The sequence below is a fragment of the Bradyrhizobium sp. WSM1743 genome (assembly GCF_000473065.1).
Classification (GTDB): domain Bacteria; phylum Pseudomonadota; class Alphaproteobacteria; order Rhizobiales; family Xanthobacteraceae; genus Bradyrhizobium.
In genome coordinates, this window is the sequence record NZ_AXAZ01000002.1 from 214,596 (window position 1) to 233,287 (window position 18,692).

Sequence of the window (18,692 nt, forward strand, 5' to 3'; positions counted from 1 at the left end):
TAGTTAACTCGATCCGAGAACTCGATCAGCGGCTGGCCGAACTTAATGTCGAGAGCGAGTAAGTGAAAGCGCGCATCGTCCATAGCCTGTTCGTGTCTGATCTTCGCTACGCTCAGCGCCGCGTTGTTGGCATGTCTGGGACATACCGATGGCCAATACACGCGGCGTGGCTAGGATCTCGTTAAGATCGTCGACTGCACTACGCTGAGCGTCACCGCGGGCGTCGCCGACTCCATGTATGATCCATCGGCGCGGCCGTCCAGTTTCGGTTGTTTGGGGACGATCGTATTTGTACGAGTTCCGTGCCGAAACGCTGCCGTCTGATGACCCCGGCGTTCAAAACTTGTCCAACATCTTCGATGCTTCATTGAACGATTTTGACCAGGATTGCTCACGGCATCCAGGTGGCACGTCACTACGCCAAAAGGAATCTTGGAGTGGGCAAGATTCTTCTGAAGATCGACCTGAACGTACAGAGAGGAAGCCGTCAATTTTTTGCGCTCTGCAAGGGACGCGCTCCTGCATCGCCTTTCCGATATCAAATGATAAGCAACGCGTGCTTCAGAAAATACGGCATCTCAATTGATTACTCTGACCTCGGCGGCTCTGTACTTCGAGCGGCGTTTGTTGAAGTGACGATCGAAAGACACGCGCGTCCCCGGCACCAGATCAGCGCCTGCGCAGTCGCAAAGGTCCGAAATGTGCACGAACAAATCCATGCCGTCGCAGTTGTCGGGTCTGATGAAGCCCCAGCCCTTCTCAACACTGTAGGAGACTACCGTTCCAGTCTGCATCTCTGATCTAACGTGTGTTCAAGGCTATGGCATGGCCGCTTGGGCACCGGATTCGCAAGCCGCAGCGAATCGGCGGGGCGGACCAGACGCTCGTGACGCCGAGCCCGCCCCTAACATCGCCGTATCTGGAGCAATACGTGATGGTACCCCTAACCAAGCAAGGGCCGTGCCGAATTGAGAATTGGAGGTTCAGCGGGGACTTCGTAGCGGGCTGCAGGGTCAAGTTGTCGACATTCGTTTGAGAGCTGACGTCCGTCGTCAGACTCCTTGAACCAGCTGTAGTACATCGAGGCGGCAATGCATTCTGGGCGGCGGATCTCGAGATGTTCTCCATTCCGTGCACAGCACCATGCGGATCCTCTCTTCCGCCGAATAATGCCGGCCGGCTTTGTCGCCTAATGTCTTTTTACAACTTGTTCTGCCGGTGCTTTGCCCGGTCCGGATTTCTGTTTTATCTTCGCTCCCGCTGGCTACTATGAACCAGGAACTCCTCCCAAAGCAAAATCACACTGCCTGTTTCACAGGCCCTGACGTCAAATCCTCTTTATGTCAGCGTGGCGCCTCGGCTAGCTAAGTGCCGCGCAAGGTCAAGCGCCGGAACTAGTGCATGTCTAGGACAGTTCGCGAAGCTGGACTGGCAGGCCCAAGCAAGCATGGATCGTTTGCGCCGGACCAAAACCGCGCCGCACCTCACGTGCGCGTCACTCGGCAATCTGCACGTACTTCGCTATGGTGAGTAAGGTCTCGGCTTGAGGCTGCCGGCCCGGAAAACGGTCGTAGGCTCGTGGCTCAACAACGGTCGCCTACTGTGCAGATTAGGCTGCTGCGTCGGATCATGCATCCTGCCGTAAGACGGGCTCGGCTTGAAGACTGTGAACGGTCTTCTAAACGCATCCTGAAATGCGCAGCATCTTCTCGACGAAACAATCTTAACGGCAGGGGACACTGCTTCGGTGGCAGTCCGAGGCAGCTCGCAATACTGAACTCGCTTGAGTAGCCGCGCTCTTGAGAGTGAACCAAATCAATGTCCATCGTTCATGGCAGCCGCTCGTCTTATTAGTTGTTGTGCATGGTGGAATCTGCGCGAAGTTGATGGATGCTAGAGAGGGCAACGATGCGCGTATTCGAGACAACCTAAATTGGCCGGCCCACTGGTATCCGAAGAAGTGCCTCTGAGATTCCAGGCCGAAACCGACACGACCCCGGTGCAGACCATCGCGCTCGATGCACCAGGTACTATCGCATCGAAACGTGAAGGCGCCAGCGCTTTGAAGTGACAGGGCTTCGTAGGTGCGAGCTCAAATGTTTGAGTATTTTCCTGAAAGCGCAGGTATGATCACCATCATTGGCTGGGAATTTCTTGTTCGAAGCCGCCCTCCGTCTCAGCCAGCTTCCGGAGCGTGCGGAGGTCGACACGTCCGCCTGAGGGAGTATCAATATAGTCTATGTCTACTCCCGATCTCTCAAGACACTCCGACTTACACAGGGCTTCTCTTGCGCTCAAACTTTGAACCGAAAAATGCCTCCGGCTAAACCCCGTTCGATGACACCTAATACTGTAAGGCACGGATCCCCCTCGTTGAGAGCGACGGTATAACTAACTTCCCGTAACAGTGCGACCGACCATTCTTGGTAGGTCCTTGCGGGCGCGTTTGCGCGATCACCGAGGCTCCTGAGCTTCAAACCGACTTTCTGAAGCAGAACTGTGAGATCCTCTCCAATCAAAGTGCCAGACATCCCTCGAACTTCATCTGAATTAAGTCAGAGCAGTACGCTGGATGGCTACGGTTATCGTCTCAAAGTCTGTCGGACCGGCGGCAGAACGAGAAATGTTGCGATACAGTTGCGCTACGATCCAGGCCTTCTGGAACAAATACTTAGTGGCAGGTCACGTCCCAGACAATCCGAAAACTTCACGTCAAGAGAGAAAGCGGAGCACCTCTACGCGAGCTACTGAAACTGGCGGTTTTCTAGCTTCTTGACTTGCGTTTTATCTGGACGACAGCCACCGGAGACCCTCTATGTACATACCAGCCCACTTTCGAGATTACGACCTCGAGAGCATTCGAGCGACAATCCGCTGCGCCCGATTGGCCAACCTGATCACAGCGACATCAGATGGGCCACTTGCGACGCCTCTTCCGCTCTTCCTCGACGAGAGCGAAGGCAAACACGGCGCACTGTACGGGCACTTGGCGAAGGGCAATCCGCAATGGCGCACGGCCCCGATTGGAGAAGCTCTGGCGATCTTTAGTGGCGCAGAGGCTTATGTGACACCATCCTGGTATCCAAGCAAGCGTCAAACTGAACGCGTGGTGCCTACATGGAATTACATCGCGGTCCACGTCCATGGGCCGATTGAGTTCTTCGAGGATCCTAAACGCCTGCTTGAGATCGTGACGCGTCTGACGAATATCCATGAGATGTCACGTGCGACGCCCTGGGCAGTCAGCGATGCTCCCGCGGATTTCATTGCCGTCCATTTGCGTGAAATCGTCGGCGTGCGCATCCCGATCACTATGGTAGAAGGCAAGCGCAAGATGAGCCAAAACCGCCCTACGCCTGATCGCGTTGGTGTCGCCACCGGCCTAGCGGCGAGCAAACTGGCACAGGACCAGGAAGTTGCAGCTCTTATCCTGGCTCAGGACTGAAACGATAATGTGCATGACCGTGGCCAACAGCGCCGATGGACATTACATCTGCAGCTCTTACACGCTCCAGCGGCATTAGTAGAGATTAACCTGGGCAATATAATTACCTCGCCACATTTACTAACCGAACAGTCAGCTCGAGCTTACCGCGCTGTAGACACTTGTCCGTATTCTGACAGAGGCACAATCTCGCATGAAGTTTACCAATTCTACAGAAGCATTGTTTTTTCAACGCAATTGAATGATTACAAAAGCATAACTGAAGATGTTCCGGGTTGGCGCCTCCTGCTCTCCGCTTCGGCTTCACAGTTCGACATTGGAAGTGGAAGTTCGATGATCGAGTTCTTTCGTCACTCGGTCCAACCATCGGCTTCTATGACTCGCGCCAAATACCATATTCGTTCGGTGCCATTGGCGATACCTGGTCGTCTTTCGCTTGGCACGATGCTTGCTGAAGATCATTCGCTCCGAGAGGCGAGAGAGAGAAAAACTGCAAGGGCTTACAAAAGCAACATGAGCACAACGGCTTTGATCGGTGGCGTCATTCCGAGCACCGATGTAGTGAAACGTGCAGCGCGCATCGGCGCCGAAATCAAAAATATCAAGCTATCAGGCGATCTACCGGATCACGCGATCGCTGCGATCAACAGCTTATTGCTCGAGCACAAGGTGATCTTCTTCCGTAATCAAGGACATCTCAATGACGCCGAGCAGGAGCGCTTTGCCGCTCGTCTCGGAAAGTTAGTGCCGCATCCGATGCTCGGTGCCACCAAGGGGATGGCGTCGCTCCTCGAACTGGACTCCTCTCGCGGCGGCGGTCGCGCAGACGTTTGGCATGCAGATGGAACCTTCGCCGACGCCTATCCCAAGATTTTGGTCCTGCGGGCCGTTGTAATGCCAAGGTTCGGAGGCGACACGGTGTGGTCGAACACAGCTGCCGCTTATCTTGGTCTGCCGCCGCCTCTACAACGGCTTGCCGACAGCCTATGGGCCGTTCACAGCAACGTTTTCGATTACGCCGGGATCGCGCGTGTCCGCGAGGTCGACAAGAAGCACTTTGACGAGGTGTTCACCAGAACGGTTTTTGAGACCGAGCATCCCGTTGTGCGCGTCCACCCCGAAACAGGCGAGCGGACGCTAGTGCTCGGCACCTTGGTGAAGCACTTTGTAGGGATCGGCAAATACGACGGACAAAAGTTGTTCGATCTTTTCCAATCTCACATCACCGCGCCCGAAAACACTGTGCGCTGGAACTGGATAGAGGGCGATATTGCAATATGGGACAACCGCGCAACGCAGCATTACGCGGTCAACGATTACGGGGACCAGCATCGCGTCGTACGGCGGGCCACGGTCGAGGGTGACGTGCCTGTCAGCGTCGATGGCCGGAGCAGTGTAACGCGCTTCAAGGCGACCAAATAACTGCAGTCGGCACCCAACGCCTCGCGTCTGAAAACTGAGAAAACCTGGTAATCGGAGTTGTATCGGGCGCGAACACACCTTTCCGACAAGATATCTCGGCTCTTGGCGCCAGCTTGGCAGCGCCTAGATTTAGCCTCGACCAACAGTTTCGGAAACCTTGAGCATCACTGTCCTTCGCCAGCGGCCGGTACGTGGACTTCACGTTTCAGTTTAGAAAATCCTCGATCCGTGGCCATAAAGCGCGCCAACATGGGAGCGATGAGCTTAGTCGGATCAACCACTTGGCCACCCTGACGCGTAAGCGCTTCTGCATATGCAATGAGATCACGATGCACGGCCGCAGGCAGCTCCGTACTCACTTTGACCGGCTTGTCGTCTGGAAGCTCTCCAATTTTGAGTTTTGGCATGGTGTCACCCTCTGTAGGGCGTAAGTATGAGGTCATGATTGACAAGAACACGAACCGGGAATCCAGGTCGTACAGTTAGAGTAGGCTGGATGCCGAGACTGCGGCGAACGACCTGCTGTCCGGTTTGATTCAGTGAGTCGGAGGCGCCGTGTCGCAACGCCTGGATGATTGCGCTGTCGTTGCTGTTGGTATCCGAGCCGGCACCCAATTCGGTCCCGACCGCCAGAAACGTCGATAGTGCCGCAGCCTTGAACAGTTCACCCCAGTGATTTTCGACCTGATCTTCGAGGCCTGCATATCCGGCAGTATCAGCGCCAGGCTGCCGCTCGAGAACGATTGAACGTCCATTCGGCATGATCAGTCGGGTCCAAACGACCAGAACGCGCGACTGGCCGAAAGTGACTTGGCTATCATAGACCCCGATTAGGCGCGCTCCTTGGGGCACTAACAAGAACCGACCGGTGGGCGTGTCGTATACGTTTTCGGTCACCTGCGCGGTGATTTGGCCTGGAAGATCCGATCTAATCCCTGTGATCAGAGCTCCCGGAATCACAGTTCCGGCCTGCATGATGTAGGGTGAAGCGGGCCTGGCGATGCGGTCAGAACTGACCGTGCGGCGATCCACAGAACCGCTCACAAAGGCAAGCTTTCGGTCTTGACCGTTTTGCGCGGATCCGTCATCGCCGGTCCCCGCTGCATTCGATGGCACAGCGCGGTCACTTCCAACAGCCGCAGCGACGGGCGGACGTACTTCACTTCCATTGGTCGAAGCGAATAGATGACTGATGCGAGCAGCTTCGGTCTCTTGATCCCGCCGCTGCTGGTCCGGATCAGCGCCGCTCGTCGGCAATTGACCTTGAGCGGCGACGATCGGTCGACCGAGGTCCCCGGGGAGCGGCGGACCAAGCTGCGGGATCGACTGGCGCGGGACGCCAGTATAGTCCTTCGGCAGCGTCGTTATGCCGTCGGCCACATTGTGGTGGTCGGTACTGTAAAGCCCATCGGCCGCTTGATTGCGTGAGCGATTGTTCTGTAGCGACCACAGCACCGCTCCGCCAACGACAAGCAGGGCAACCGCGCTCCCGCCGGCTAAGACCTTCCGCGACAACCGCATCACGCGCGGATGCTCTGCTCTCAAGCGGAAACTTTCGGACTGCTCCCCTTGTGTCTCCGAGGGAACTGCTTGCTCCTCATCGTTTGCATTCCGGGTGTTCATGTCGACGGCCTCCCGTCAGTCCTGACAATCCTGACCTTCTGCTGATGCTCGCCCCCAAGCCGCAGTTCGGCGGCAGCAAACAGCCGATCGACGATCAATACGTTGGCGTAAGCGCGATAGTTGACCAGCTCGCTCTTGCCGTCTGGACCAATGACGAAGAGCGGAGGCATCTCGCCTTGCACGATCCCTGCCGGAAATTCGATGTAGACCTTGCGGCCATCGTCATATGCGGCGAGCGGCCGCCAGGGAGGACTGTCCCCTTCGATGGCATAGCGGGAGATGCGCTGCGGCGGCTCCGGAAGGACGGGCTTCAGAGCGACCGAGCGCGATCGTTCCCGTACAGTTTCTGGATAGTACCAAGCAACGGAGGGCATGTAAGGCCGCTCGCGGGAGCGGAGCTCGATTAGGTAGGTGCGCCGGTCAGTATTGACCACGAGGTTGGTCTCGATCAAAGCTCGCGTCGGCTTGACCAGGATATGGACGCGCCGTGTGTCCCCGCTCCCGCTCTCGGTATCGCCCACGATCCAGCGTACGGTATCTCCGGCCGCGATCGGTCCTGATCCCGTCAACTGTTCTCCCTCCTCGAGCGCGATATCCGTTATTTGCCCCGGTGCGGCGTAAATCTGATAGAGCGCTCCGGGACTGTAGGCGTAGATTTGGGCTGCGTTGAAATACCCCCGCTTGCGCGGCTCAACACGGGCCGCGCTGTTTGCCGTCTCGACCCGGCTCACCGGCTCCGCGTCTTCCTTCCCTACTGACTTACCGCCGAGTGCTGGCTTCCAGAGGGGAGGAACGTGAAGGGGTTTTGGTTTGTCGTCGAGAGCCACAGGCGGTGCCGGCAACGGAGGAACTTCAGCGTCATAGCTGATCTCCGGCGGAATGTAGGTCGCGCACCCGCCAAGCATCGACGAACTAAGCAGGAGAGCGAACAAAAATGCACGTTTCGAGTTCACGAACTCGCGCCGAGCCGAATAGAGCCTACGATGTTGGATGCGACGCTTCGTAGATACTTCTAACGTCATATCGTTCACTGACTCAACTCCTTCGACCAGTTGATGGCGCGGACGTAGACGCCAAGGGGATTCTTGCGCAGGCGTTCGGCATCGCGCGGCGTTTCGATTACGATGGTGAGAATGGCCGTCCAACGCTCGATCGAACTCAACGCGCCGTTGTCGTAGACGCGCTGGGTCCACGCGACCCGAAAGCTTTCTGACGAAGCGCGAATGACGCTCGATACGTCGACGGAGATTTGCTCCTTACCCAGCTTGGCAAAGGGATCATTGTTGCGCGCGTAGTCGTTGAGCGCAGCGGCGCCGCGATCGGTCGTAAAATCATAGGCATGGAGCCAGTTTTGGCGCAGAACGATGCCGTCGGCTGGCAGACCTCTGACATCCTCGATAAAGCGCGCCAGATGGTAAGCGATCTGCGCATCGGTTGGTCGATAGTCGATGTTGGCGGGCGCAACCCTTTGGGCCTGGCCGAGATGATCGACTTCTACCACCCAAGGCGTGATCGATCCCTGGTTAGATTGCCAGACAAGGCTGCCAGCGAGACCGGCCGACATCATCAAGCAGCCGAACGCCATCAGGCGCCAGTTCTTGGCTTGCACCCGCGCTGATCCAATGCGTTCGTCCCACACTTGCGCCGCCTTTTGATAAGGCGTAATCGGCTCGGGCATGCGCCCGTAGTGAACTGATGGTCGTTTGAACATCGATGGTTGACCCTGATATCGAGTGATCGCTTTCAAGTCGTGGGATGGAAGGATTTGAGGCGCGCTGTGCGGCGGAGGTGCACTGGTCCGCCTCAGCGCTCTCGTTCGGACAAGTCAACGGAGGAACCACTGCCACCATGATCGCCCGAGCGGACGGCGTGGCCAGCAGCCGAGGCACCGTGCCGAATGGTCTGAGCACGCTTCATGCGGCGAGCCCAATCGGGCTGCCCTTCGGCCGAGGTGCTCGTGGCCTGCTCGCCGGCTTGGCCACCCCCGAAGGCAGCCGCTGCTCGGCGCAAAGGACTCATCGCAGCCGAGGCGCCGGCCTCCGCGACGCCAGCAAGGCCGCCGCTTCGATAGGCGGCTGGTGCTCCGCTAATGACAGTGCCGCTACCGCGCGCGGCGCCTGCAATCGCGCCGCCAGCGAGACCAGCACCGCCGGCGGCGACACCTGCGCCTACCGCAACAAGGCCGCCCGCCGCAAGGCCTGTTCCAATCGCGGCACCGGCGCCGAGTTGGGGTCCGCCCGATACTAGGCCGTTTGCGATACCCGGACCGAAGATACCGAGGCCCAGCAAAGAGAGCGCCGCAAGCACCAGGGTCATCGCGTCTTCAATGGTCGGCTGCGCGCCGCCGAAACCAGAGGTGAACTGCGAGAACAGGGTCGAGCCGATGCCAACGATGACGGCCAGGACGAGGACCTTGATCCCTGAAGATATAACGTTGCCCAAAATCCGCTCCGCCGCAAAGGCGGTCTTGCCAAACAGGCCAAAGGGAATGAGCACGAAGCCGGCCAGCGTCGTAAGCTTGAATTCAATCAGGGTGACGAAGAGCTGGATCGACAGAATGAAGAAAGCGAGCAGCACCACGCCCCAAGCGAACAGGAGAACGACGATCTGGACGAAATTCTCGAAAAAACTGATGTAGCCCATTAGGTTAGAAATGGAATCGAGCAGCGGTCGACCGGCGTCGAGTCCGACTTGGGCGATCCTTCCCGGTCGCAGGAAATCTGCCGCGGAGAGACTTGAGCCAGACGCTTTCAGCCCAAGTCCGGCAAAGCTCTCGAACATGATACGCGCCAGGCTATTCCAGTTGCCGATAAGGTAGGCAAAGACCCCGACGAAGAGCGTCTTCTTGACGAGGCGCGCTATGATGTCCTCGTCCGTTCCCCAACTCCAGAACAACGCGGCGAGCGTGATGTCGATCGCGGCAAGGGTCGCTGCGAGATACCCAACATCGCTACCGAGCAGCCCGAAGCCGTTGTCGATATAACGTGTGAACGTTTCCAGGAACTGGTCAATGATCCCCGTACCGGTCATGGCTTGCTCGTGTCAGGTATCGCCAGCGGTGGATATCCTTGTGGGATTCGGCTCTGATCCTTGGGGGCGGGCGCTAGGCCCGTGGTGGAATCGCTTTGACCAGCATCTGCGGGACCGTTCTTCTTGCCAAAAAAGCGGCGCCGGTTTTCGGACCAAACCTGCTGGCAATGGCGGTAGCTTGCCGTTTCCTCTGGAGCGACGACGCGGCAGCGCGCGAGGTCGGCGCTGGTTGGATAGGTCGTCTGCTCTGCCTTTGGTGCCGGCGGAGAATCGTCTCCACCTCGGAGTTGGATCGTGCAGGCGGCGACGGCCACTAGGCCGATTGTCGTAAGCAGCGAGAGCGCCCTGAATGCCTTTACATCGGTCATCAATGGAACATCTGCACGTTGGAGGATTGATAGCCCTGTCCTGGCGTCAGGAATCGTCTGAGCTGCTCTCGCCCCAGATCCTGGGCTGAGGCGCGCTGAGCGGCTTCGAGGCTCTGCGCCCTACCCTGCGCCGCCACGGCCGCCGTGAGATCGGCAAGCTGTTGCGCTTGAAGCGCGAGGATCTGGTTGCCGGCTTGAGTTGCCTGCAGGGCGCCGCCGGCACTTTGGCTTGAAGTTACAAGTGCGGACGTTTGGATGCGATTGGTATCGAGGTTGCCGACGATTCCGGCCTGAACCCGGAGCGCGTCTTGCGTTGCCGCGTACGTATTTTGCCACCGCGATTGCGCGTTTGTGACAAGCATTTGGCTGGACTGGCTACCAGTAGCTGGCGCGTAGCTCGTCGAGAAGGCGCGATCAATCTGCTGGACGTCGTAGGCGATGCGCTGCGCCTGGGCGAGCAATTGCTGGGTGCGCTGGATCGAGGATTGCAGTTGCTGCAGCGAGGAATACGGCAGGTTAGCCAGGTTCTTCGCTTGGTTGATCAGCATCTGCGCCTCGTTCTGCAACGAGGTGATCTGATTGTTGATCTGCTGCAGCTCTCGTGCGGCGGTCAGGACGTTCTGAACGTAGTTGTTGGGATCGAAGACGATCAGCGCCCGTGCGGGCACCGTGACGCCAAGCAGAAGAGAGATGGCGCTAGCGGCCGCCAATAGACCAAGAGGCTTCATAGCGATTTCTCCAGATTGACGAGATTGGGGACCAGGTCTAGGGCCCAAGCGACACCACGGTGCTGGAGCCAGGCCGGCACGAAGCCGTCAGGTCCGTGTTCGGCGAGGAGCTGCGCGATGGCAGCCTGGTCTGTCTTTGACGACGCCGCGGTGAATGCGAGCGCAACCTCGCCGAGCCCGAGTTCGAACATCCGGTTGCCACGACGGGATTGACAGTAGTAGTCGCGCTTCGGCGTGGCCCTGCTCAGTAGCTCGATCTGGCGGTCATTGAGGCCGAAGCGGCGGTAGATGGCAGTGATTTGCGGTTCGATCGCGCGTTCGTTCGGCAGCAACAGGCGGGTCGGGCAGCTTTCGATGATTGCCGGCGCGATTGCGGACCCATCGATGTCAGAAAGCGACTGGGTGGCGAAGATGACGGACGCGTTCTTCTTCCGAAGCGTCTTTAGCCATTCCCGGAGCTGACCGGCAAAATCCTCATCATCGAGGGCAAGCCAACCCTCATCGACAATAAGGAGCGTCGGCCGGCCATCGAGACGGTCCCCAATACGATGGAAGAGATACGCCAGCACGGCCGGTGCAGCACTCGTTCCGATCAAGCCTTCGGTCTCAAACGCCTGGACCGATGCCTCACCGAGACGCTCGAATTCGGCATCAAGCAACCGGCCAGAGGATCCGCCCAGGCAATAGGGTTGCAAGGCGCGTTTTAGGGAGTGCGATTGCAACAGGACTGACAGGCCCGTGAGGGTGCGTTCCTCGCTCGGGGCCGAGGCGAGAGATGTCAGCGCTGACCACAAATGATCCTTGACCTCCGGGGTGATCTCGACCTTTTCCCGTGCCAGGATCGCGCAGATCCATTCCGTGGCCCATCCGCGCTCGGAAGCATCATCGATCCAGGCCAGCGGCTGCAGCGCAACGGGGTTTTCGCTTCCGTCGGACAGCGCGCCGCCGAGATCATGCCAGTCGCCCCCCATGGCGAGCGCGGCCGCCCGGATTGAACCACCGAAATCGAATGCAAAGACTTGAGAGTTCGGGTAACGGCGGAATTGCAGTGCCATCAGAGCGAGCAGTACCGACTTGCCAGCCCCCGTCGGTCCGACCACAAGGGTATGGCCGACGTCACCGACGTGGAGCGAGAATCGGAACGGTGTTGATCCCTCGGTCTTGCCAAACAGAAGAGGCGGACCCTTCAAGTGCAGGTCCCTGGCTTCGCCGGCCCACACGGCCGACGTCGGAATCATATGGGCGAGGTTGAGTGTCGATACCGGCGGCTGCCTCACATTTGCATAGACATGCCCCGGCAGACTGCCGAGCCAAGCTTCGACGGCGTTCACCGTCTCGATCATGCAGGTGAAATCGCGACCCTGAATGACCTTCTCGACCAACCGTAGCTTTTCGTCGGCCGCATTGGGATCGCGATCCCAGATGGTAATGGTTGCCGTGACAAAGGCTTGTCCGATCTGATCCGACCCAAGCTCCTGCAACGCCGCGTCGGCGTCGATAGCTTTGTTGTGAGCGTCGGTATCGAGCAGCGTCGACGCCTCGTTGGTCATGACCTCCTTGAGGATGGCGCCGATAGACTTTCTCTTTGCGAACCACTGGCGACGAATTTTGGTCAACAGCTTTGTGGCGTCGGTCTTGTCGAGTATGATCGCCCGGGTTGACCAGCGATACGAAAACGCCAGACGATTTAGGTCGTCCAGGATCCCCGGCGTCGTGGTGCCCGGGAAGCCGACAATAGTCAGCACCCGCACATTGGCCGAACCCAGCATCGGCTCGAGCCCGCCGGTCAGCGGCTGGTCCGCCAAAAGCGCATCGATGTACATCGGAATTTCTGGCACCCGAACGCGATGACGTTTGGTCGAGATCGTCGAATGCAGGTAGGTCAGCGTGTCCTGATCATCGAGCCAGATGCATTCCGGCATGAACCCTTCGACGAGTTGAAGCACGCGGTTCGTTTGGTCGATAAACCCCTGGAGGATCTCGCGTGCGTCGGCTCCGACGGTGCGGTCGCGCCCCTCGTAAAGCAGTTGCTCTGCCCTGGCGGCCCCTTCCTCTGGAGGCAGATAGAGGAAGGTCAGGAAGTAGCTGGACTCATAATGAGCACCCGCCTCCTCGAACTGAGCTCTGCGTTCCGCATCAACCAGCGCAGACGCGACATCCGGAAAGGAGCTAGGCGGGTAGGCCCCCGCAAAATGACGCTGCGCCTCGACGAATACGGCCCAGCCCGATCCCAGGCGACGCAAGGCGTTATTCAGGCGACCGGCGACGCCGACAAGTTCGGCCGGTACCGCGCTGTCGAGGTCAGGCCCACGGAACTTCGCCGTCCGCTGGAACGAACCGTCTTTGTTGAGGATGATTCCCTCGTCGACCAAGGCTGCCCAGGGCAGAAAGTCGGCAAGACGGGCGTTGAAATGGCGATATTCGGCAAGGTTCATCATGACCGAGATCTTAGACGTTGAGATGGCTGGGAATGCGCAGATGTCGGCGCACCACATCGACGAAGGCGGGATCGCGCTTGGCGGCCCAGACGGCGGCCATATGGCCGATGAACCAGAGGACAAGACCGGCAATCCACAGCCGAAGTCCGAGCCCAAGGGCTGCCGCAAGCGTGCCGTTCACGATCGCAACCGATCGCGGCGCGCCGCCCATCAGGATTGGCTCAGTGAGCGCGCGATGAACGGGCACGACAAAGCCTGCCACCTGATCATCCATCAGATCACCACGCCGCCGCCGAAGGAGAAGAACGACAGGAAGAAGCTCGAGGCGGCAAACGCGATCGACAGACCGAACACGATCTGGATCAGCCTGCGGAAACCACCTGACGAGTCCCCGAACGCGAGCGTGAGCCCGGTCACCACGATGATGATGACGGCGATTATCTTAGCGACCGGACCTTCGACCGACTGCAAGATCTGATTGAGTGGCTGCTCCCACGGCATGTTCGAGCCAGCCGCCCATGCCGGCGCCGCTCCCAAAAGCACCGTGCTGAAGGCTGCCAACGATGCACCTCGAAGAAAGGGAAATTGCTGACACATGTCAGTCTCCTGCTGTTGAAAGGCTGTAGTCGCCGGCGGCGCCAAGGCCCGAGACCAGGGCGAGCTCAGCGAGGCGACGGTCAGCACCGCGCCCCGCCAGCACGGGGATAATGTTGATGGTCTCGGCGATCAGGGCACGCGGAACCGTGATGACGGCTTCCTGGATGAGTTGCTCCAGCCGCCGCAGCGCTCCGAGCGCGCTGCCCGCATGGATAGTGCCGATGCCCCCAGGGTGACCGGTGCCCCAGGCCTTGAGCAGGTCGAGCGCCTCGGCACCGCGGACCTCTCCAATCGAGATACGATCGGGACGCAGTCGCAACGAGGACCGAACGAGGTCCGATAGCGTGGCCACACCATCCTTTGTCCGCAAAGCGACGAGATTGGGTGCCTTGCACTGCAGCTCGCGCGTATCTTCGATCAGCACGACCCGATCGGAGCTCTTCGCGACGTCGGCCAGGAGCGCGTTCGTCAAGGTTGTCTTGCCGGTCGATGTCCCGCCCGCGACGAGGATATTCCTCCGTGCGGCGACCGCATCCTTCAGGGTCCTGGCCTGCTCCGAGGTCATGATCCCCGTCGCGGCATAGTCGTCGAGCGTAAACACTGCGACGGCGGGCTTGCGGATAGCAAAGGTCGGTGCTGCAACGACCGGAGGCAAAAGACCTTCGAAGCGCTCGCCGGTCCCAGGCAATTCGGCCGAGATCCGTGGCGAACCGGCATGCACCTCGGCACCGACGTGATGCGCTACCAGGCGAACAATGCGTTCGCCATCCGCTGCGGACAGAGTTTCGCCTGTGTCGATCAGGCCATTCGACAACCGGTCGACCCACAGCCGCCCATCTGGGTTGAGCATTACCTCGATGATCGTTTCATCCTCGAGGTAGCCCGCAACCGCCGAGCCAAGCGCGCTGCGCAGCATTCGCGCACCGCGCGAACTCGCTTCCGATTGAATAGAATGGATTGCCACGGTTCGCCCCCACGAATGAGGACGCCCAAAGAGCGCCCTCAGATGGGGACAATTAGAAAAGCGACCAATGGACTTGGCGCAACAAGCGCTTTCGGTGATCGTAGGCTGGCGTACAAAAAGGAAGACTGAGAACCGATATTTGACGGCTACTTAATCGTATCCGTTCGCTGCGAGTTGCTGCTCACCACTCCGCATCGTCATCCGCGGGCAGCAGGATGACCGAATCCTCATACAACCCAACTGACTCGACAGCGTAGGAAACATCAGCCGGCTTGAAGAAGAGAATTGAACTCATCCACGAAGCGATTGATCGGCGCCAGGGCATCGCGAACCAGACGAACGCCGCGATCTGCAGTGCTACGTTGAAACCGAACGCGACTTGATAGGCTTGGACGGGCCTATGGCCATCATTCGCAGACCATTGCTCCAGAATCAGACCTGTCGCGTATTGTGCTAGAAACGCCCAACCAAAGTGCAAAACGTTCAAGGCGCCGTTGGCACGACCGGCAAGCTCGGGCGGAAAGTAATCTGCTATCACCGCGAAGCTGACCACGGTTGCCGTTCCGACAATTGCGACAACAGACCAAGGCAAGATGGATGGCAGAGGCGTTCGCAGGATCAAGGCAAACTCAGCTGCGATGAACAGAACTGCAACCAGCGCCAATATTGTCTCCGCCCCTATTCCCCTTCGTTTGATGCAATGGACCGTCATACCGAATAACCAGGCACCACCGCTAAGTATGATCGACATCATGAAAAGCTGTCTGACGAGATTTGCGCGATCAAGCCCCTCCACGTCGGTCAGCCATGGCGATGCCCACAATCCCTGCAGGGACCAGGCCGATCCAATACAAGCCGCCGACAACGGGGCCATTCGCCAGAAGCGCCGATCTCCAAAAACAGAGCTTAGGGTCGTGGAGGTTGACGCTATCGATGGGACATTGCCTCGTTCGGGCACCACGACATAGATAAAAATGGCCGTGGCACCGGTAGCGGCCGCCAGGATCTCAAAGAGTTGCCTCCAGCCCATCCAGGCGAGTAGGTGTTCAAGGGGAGCCGTAGCGGTCACCGCTCCGAGCGATCCCAGCATGATCATGTAGCCGTTAAGCAAGGCGACTCGTTCCCTGGGGAACCAAAGGATGATGGACTTCAGCCCTGCCGTCAGCGCCGCCGCGACGCCAAGCCCAATCATTCCACGCGCGATCAAGAATGACAGGAAGCTGGTCGATACCGCGAACAGTCCGGCGCCCGCCGCGGCAATCAAGAGTAGAACACTCTGGACGCGACGCGGACCAAAGCGGTCCAGCAAAATGCCGATGGGGATCTGAGCCGCCGCGAAGACAAGGAAATAGACCGACGTAAGCAACCCGAGGTCGGCAGTCCCAAGCCCAGTATCCGAGCTGAGACGACTGGCGATCAAAGCGTTGATCGTTCGAAACAGATACGAAAGATAGTATCCGGCAGCGAAAGGGAGAAAAACGAACGCGATTCGACGCCATGCTGTTGAGATTTGCATGCTGGCCCCTTTTGCTCTCAGCTCGTGCGAGCCGATAGCGCGTCCAGCTTTTTGTCAGATCGGCTGAACTGCTGCGGTCGTAGGCTGGCGTAGAAAAAGAAGGACCGGCGAAAGGGTCTTTCTACTGGTTCAATCAGGTTTCTTCGGCCGGTTCCTGACGGCGGATATCTTCTGGGATTTCGCGCAGAAAGCTTTGCCCTTTTTGCAAACGGCGCCCGAGCGCCTCGACAAATCCTTCAAAGCGCTCCCTGCCCTTTGCTTGCGCGGCCGCCTGCGCGTCGTTTGGCAATGGTGGTGTGATCGTCAACCAGAACCGGATGAAGAGGGCCAGGGTCTCCGCCGTCAGAGCGACGTCGCGCTCTAACCTCTGCATTTGACGCGACAGCAGATCCAAGCGCCGAGTAAATGCTGCCTCCCGCCTGTCCGCTCCGTCCGGTGACAGAAACGAAGCAACCGCCGCCTCCACGATCGCAGAACGAGAAAGCTTCTTGCGATCGGCGAGTTCCGAGATCTGCTTCAGAAGCTCTGGCGGGAAATAGACGTTCATCCGGTCGCGCATATTGCCTCAGAGCTCCATACCGTCATTCGGGTCGAGTGCGGCTTGACGGGCCACACCTCGCATCTGTTGTCGCAAGAGCCGGGACTGACGGACCGCGTCCTCATCGTCGTCAAGAACAACTGCAAACTCCTCTGCTGGTGTCGGCTCGGTCGTCTCCTTGACGATTGCCACGTGGTCGGGCAGTTCGGGCTCTCGCCGAAGACCACTGTTCGCGGTGTCTTCCTCGATCTCCGCGGTTTTGTCAGTTGGACCTCCCGGCAGCTTCGGCGTTCCGAGCGCTGACCATCCGTCCGTTCGCGATGATCGACCGGCCTTCGCCGGATTGGGCGGCGGTAGAACCCGCTCGCTGAATCGCCGATCCTCGTAGTAGCGGACCTTCTTCGCGCGGATCGGCGGCGTGCCCGCCACCATGACGATCTCGTCTATTGGCGGAAGCTGCATGACTTCGCCCGGGGTCAGCAGTGGCCTTGCCGTCTCCTGACGCGAGACCATGAGATGACCCAGCCAGGGGTTCAACCTGTGACCGGCGTAGTTCTTCATCGCCCGCATTTCCGTCGCGGTGCCCAGCGCGTCGGACACCCGCTTGGCGGTCCGCTCGTCGTTGGTCGCGAAGCTGACGCGGACGTGACAGTTGTCGAGGATGGCGTTGTTGGGCCCGTAGGCCTTCTCGATCTGATTGAGCGATTGCGCGATCAGAAAACTCTTAAGGCCGTACCCCGCCATGAAGGCGAGCGCAGACTCGAAGAAATCAAGCCGCCCGAGCGCTGGGAACTCGTCGAGCATCATCAGGACTCGATGCCGGCGGTCACGGGCGTGCAAGTCCTCGGTCAGGCGTCGGCCGATCTGGTTCAGCACCAGCCGGATCAGGGGCTTGGTCCGTGAGATATCCGAGGGAGGCACCACAAGATACAGCGTCGTAGGGCGGCTATCTGCGATCAAATCGGCGATCCGCCAGTCGCAACGACAGGTCACCCGGGCCACGACGGGATCACGGTAGAGCCCGAGAAACGACATCGCGGTGGACAGGACGCCAGAGCGCTCATTCTCGGACTTGTTGAGGAGTTCGCGCGCGGTCGAGGCAACCACGGGATGAGCGCCGTGTTCGCCAAGATGCGGCGTTGTCATCATCGCCTTCAGCGTCGCTTCGATCGGCCGCTTCGGGTCGGACAGAAAGCCGGCCACGCCGGCCAACGTCTTGTCCGCCTCGGCATAGAGGACATGGAGGATGGCGCCGACCAGGAGCGAATGACTGGTCTTCTCCCAATGGTTCCGCTTGTCGAGTGAGCCTTCGGGGTCGACCAGGACATCGGCGACGTTCTGGACGTCACGAACCTCCCATTCCCCGCGCCGGACCTCGAGCAGCGGATTGTAAGCTGAGGATTTCGGGTTGGTCGGGTCGAACAACAGTACGCGGCCATGTCGCGAGCGAAAGCCGGCCGTGAGTTGCCAGTTCTCACCTTTGATGTCGTGCACGATGGCCGAGTCCGGCCAGGCCAGCAACGAAGGAACGACCAAGCCCACCCCCTTACCGGACCGAGTGGGCGCAAAGCACAAGACGTGCTCCGGCCCGTCATGGCGCAGGTAGTCGTGGTCTAGCTTGCCCAGCACCACACCATTCGGACCGAGAAGTCCGGCCGCTCGAACCTCTTCCGCATCAGCCCAGCGCGCCGAGCCATAAGTCTCGACGTTCTTGGCCTCGCGCGCCCGCCACACCGACATGCCGATCGCCGCCGCGATCGAAACGATGGTGCCCGACGCCGCGATGAAGGCACCCTCGACAAAGACCTGCGGCGCATAGGCGTCGTAGACGAACCACCACCAGAAAAAGACCGGTGGGTAATAGATTTTGAAGCCGAACAGCTCAAACCAGGGTCGCCCAAGCTCCGGCTGCCAGGCGAGCCGCCAAGCCGTCCACTCAGTTGCCCCCCAGATGGCCACTAAAACGATCAGCCCGACAACGATCACTTGTCCCCAGAGGATTTTGGTTCCGGACATCTCGAAC

Annotated in this window: 17 protein-coding genes; 2 read left to right on the forward strand and 15 right to left on the reverse strand. The window is 59.1% G+C overall.

Annotated features, from left to right (window positions below; all coding sequences use genetic code 11):
• Nucleotides 1-578: 578 nt before the first annotated feature.
• The gene (locus YU9_RS0103140) at nucleotides 579-794 is read right to left on the reverse strand and encodes a cold-shock protein (RefSeq protein WP_027571451.1); all 216 of its coding nucleotides are present in this window, start codon (nucleotides 792-794) and stop codon (nucleotides 579-581) included.
• A 2,021-nt stretch (nucleotides 795-2,815) separates the two neighbouring features.
• Here YU9_RS0103140 and YU9_RS0103145 point away from each other — a divergent pair.
• Together YU9_RS0103145 and YU9_RS0103150 are read left to right on the forward strand one after the other, a co-directional pair.
• A complete protein-coding gene (locus tag YU9_RS0103145) occupies nucleotides 2,816-3,445 on the forward strand; it encodes an FMN-binding negative transcriptional regulator (RefSeq protein WP_027571452.1) in 630 nt (209 codons plus the stop codon).
• Between the two features lie 513 nt (nucleotides 3,446-3,958).
• Nucleotides 3,959-4,867 carry a TauD/TfdA family dioxygenase gene (locus YU9_RS0103150; protein ID WP_027571453.1) on the forward strand — a complete coding sequence of 303 codons (909 nt, stop codon included), beginning with the start codon at nucleotides 3,959-3,961 and terminating at the stop codon, nucleotides 4,865-4,867.
• Nucleotides 4,868-5,031: 164 nt separating this feature from the next.
• Here the strand turns inward: YU9_RS0103150 and YU9_RS40855 are convergent, their stop codons facing one another.
• The 14 genes from YU9_RS40855 to YU9_RS0103210 form a co-directional block, all read right to left on the reverse strand.
• The gene (locus YU9_RS40855; protein WP_036016877.1) at nucleotides 5,032-5,274 is read right to left on the reverse strand and encodes a DUF2274 domain-containing protein; all 243 of its coding nucleotides are present in this window, start codon (nucleotides 5,272-5,274) and stop codon (nucleotides 5,032-5,034) included.
• Nucleotides 5,275-5,278: 4 nt separating this feature from the next.
• Nucleotides 5,279-6,490 (reverse strand): TrbI/VirB10 family protein, encoded by a 1,212-nt coding sequence (locus tag YU9_RS0103155; protein ID WP_027571454.1) that lies wholly within the window; start codon nucleotides 6,488-6,490, stop codon nucleotides 5,279-5,281.
• On the reverse strand, nucleotides 6,487-7,512 hold the full coding sequence (gene trbG, locus YU9_RS0103160; protein ID WP_036016879.1) for a P-type conjugative transfer protein TrbG: 1,026 nt from the start codon (nucleotides 7,510-7,512) through the stop codon (nucleotides 6,487-6,489). Before trbG ends, YU9_RS0103155 begins: the two co-directional genes overlap by 4 nt.
• A gap of 5 nt (nucleotides 7,513-7,517) precedes the next feature.
• Nucleotides 7,518-8,201, reverse strand: a complete 684-nt coding sequence (gene trbF, locus YU9_RS0103165; protein WP_027571456.1) for a conjugal transfer protein TrbF — start codon at nucleotides 8,199-8,201, stop codon at nucleotides 7,518-7,520.
• Nucleotides 8,202-8,293: 92 nt separating this feature from the next.
• The gene (gene trbL, locus YU9_RS0103170; protein WP_027571457.1) at nucleotides 8,294-9,520 is read right to left on the reverse strand and encodes a P-type conjugative transfer protein TrbL; all 1,227 of its coding nucleotides are present in this window, start codon (nucleotides 9,518-9,520) and stop codon (nucleotides 8,294-8,296) included.
• A complete protein-coding gene (gene trbK-alt / locus YU9_RS45390) occupies nucleotides 9,517-9,888 on the reverse strand; it encodes a putative entry exclusion protein TrbK-alt (RefSeq protein WP_036016881.1) in 372 nt (123 codons plus the stop codon). The genes trbL and trbK-alt overlap by 4 nt, the downstream gene beginning before the upstream one ends.
• Nucleotides 9,888-10,616, reverse strand: coding sequence for a P-type conjugative transfer protein TrbJ (gene trbJ / locus YU9_RS0103175; protein WP_027571458.1), 729 nt, complete (start codon nucleotides 10,614-10,616; stop codon nucleotides 9,888-9,890). The genes trbK-alt and trbJ overlap by 1 nt, the downstream gene beginning before the upstream one ends.
• Entirely contained in the window at nucleotides 10,613-13,054 is a 2,442-nt protein-coding gene (gene trbE / locus YU9_RS0103180; RefSeq protein WP_027571459.1) for a conjugal transfer protein TrbE, read from the reverse strand. Before trbE ends, trbJ begins: the two co-directional genes overlap by 4 nt.
• Before the next feature lie 10 nt (nucleotides 13,055-13,064).
• Nucleotides 13,065-13,328 carry a VirB3 family type IV secretion system protein gene (locus YU9_RS0103185; RefSeq protein WP_027571460.1) on the reverse strand — a complete coding sequence of 88 codons (264 nt, stop codon included), beginning with the start codon at nucleotides 13,326-13,328 and terminating at the stop codon, nucleotides 13,065-13,067.
• On the reverse strand, nucleotides 13,328-13,651 hold the full coding sequence (locus YU9_RS0103190; RefSeq protein ID WP_027571461.1) for a TrbC/VirB2 family protein: 324 nt from the start codon (nucleotides 13,649-13,651) through the stop codon (nucleotides 13,328-13,330). The genes YU9_RS0103185 and YU9_RS0103190 overlap by 1 nt, the downstream gene beginning before the upstream one ends.
• A gap of 1 nt (nucleotide 13,652) precedes the next feature.
• A complete protein-coding gene (gene trbB / locus YU9_RS0103195) occupies nucleotides 13,653-14,567 on the reverse strand; it encodes a P-type conjugative transfer ATPase TrbB (RefSeq protein WP_027571462.1) in 915 nt (304 codons plus the stop codon).
• 229 nt (nucleotides 14,568-14,796) lie between these two features.
• Nucleotides 14,797-16,131, reverse strand: a complete 1,335-nt coding sequence (locus tag YU9_RS0103200) for a nitrate/nitrite transporter (RefSeq protein WP_027571463.1) — start codon at nucleotides 16,129-16,131, stop codon at nucleotides 14,797-14,799.
• Nucleotides 16,132-16,264: 133 nt separating this feature from the next.
• Nucleotides 16,265-16,690, reverse strand: coding sequence for a CopG family transcriptional regulator (locus YU9_RS0103205; RefSeq protein ID WP_027571464.1), 426 nt, complete (start codon nucleotides 16,688-16,690; stop codon nucleotides 16,265-16,267).
• A gap of 6 nt (nucleotides 16,691-16,696) precedes the next feature.
• Entirely contained in the window at nucleotides 16,697-18,685 is a 1,989-nt protein-coding gene (locus YU9_RS0103210; protein WP_027571465.1) for a conjugal transfer protein TraG, read from the reverse strand.
• Nucleotides 18,686-18,692: the final 7 nt, after the last annotated feature.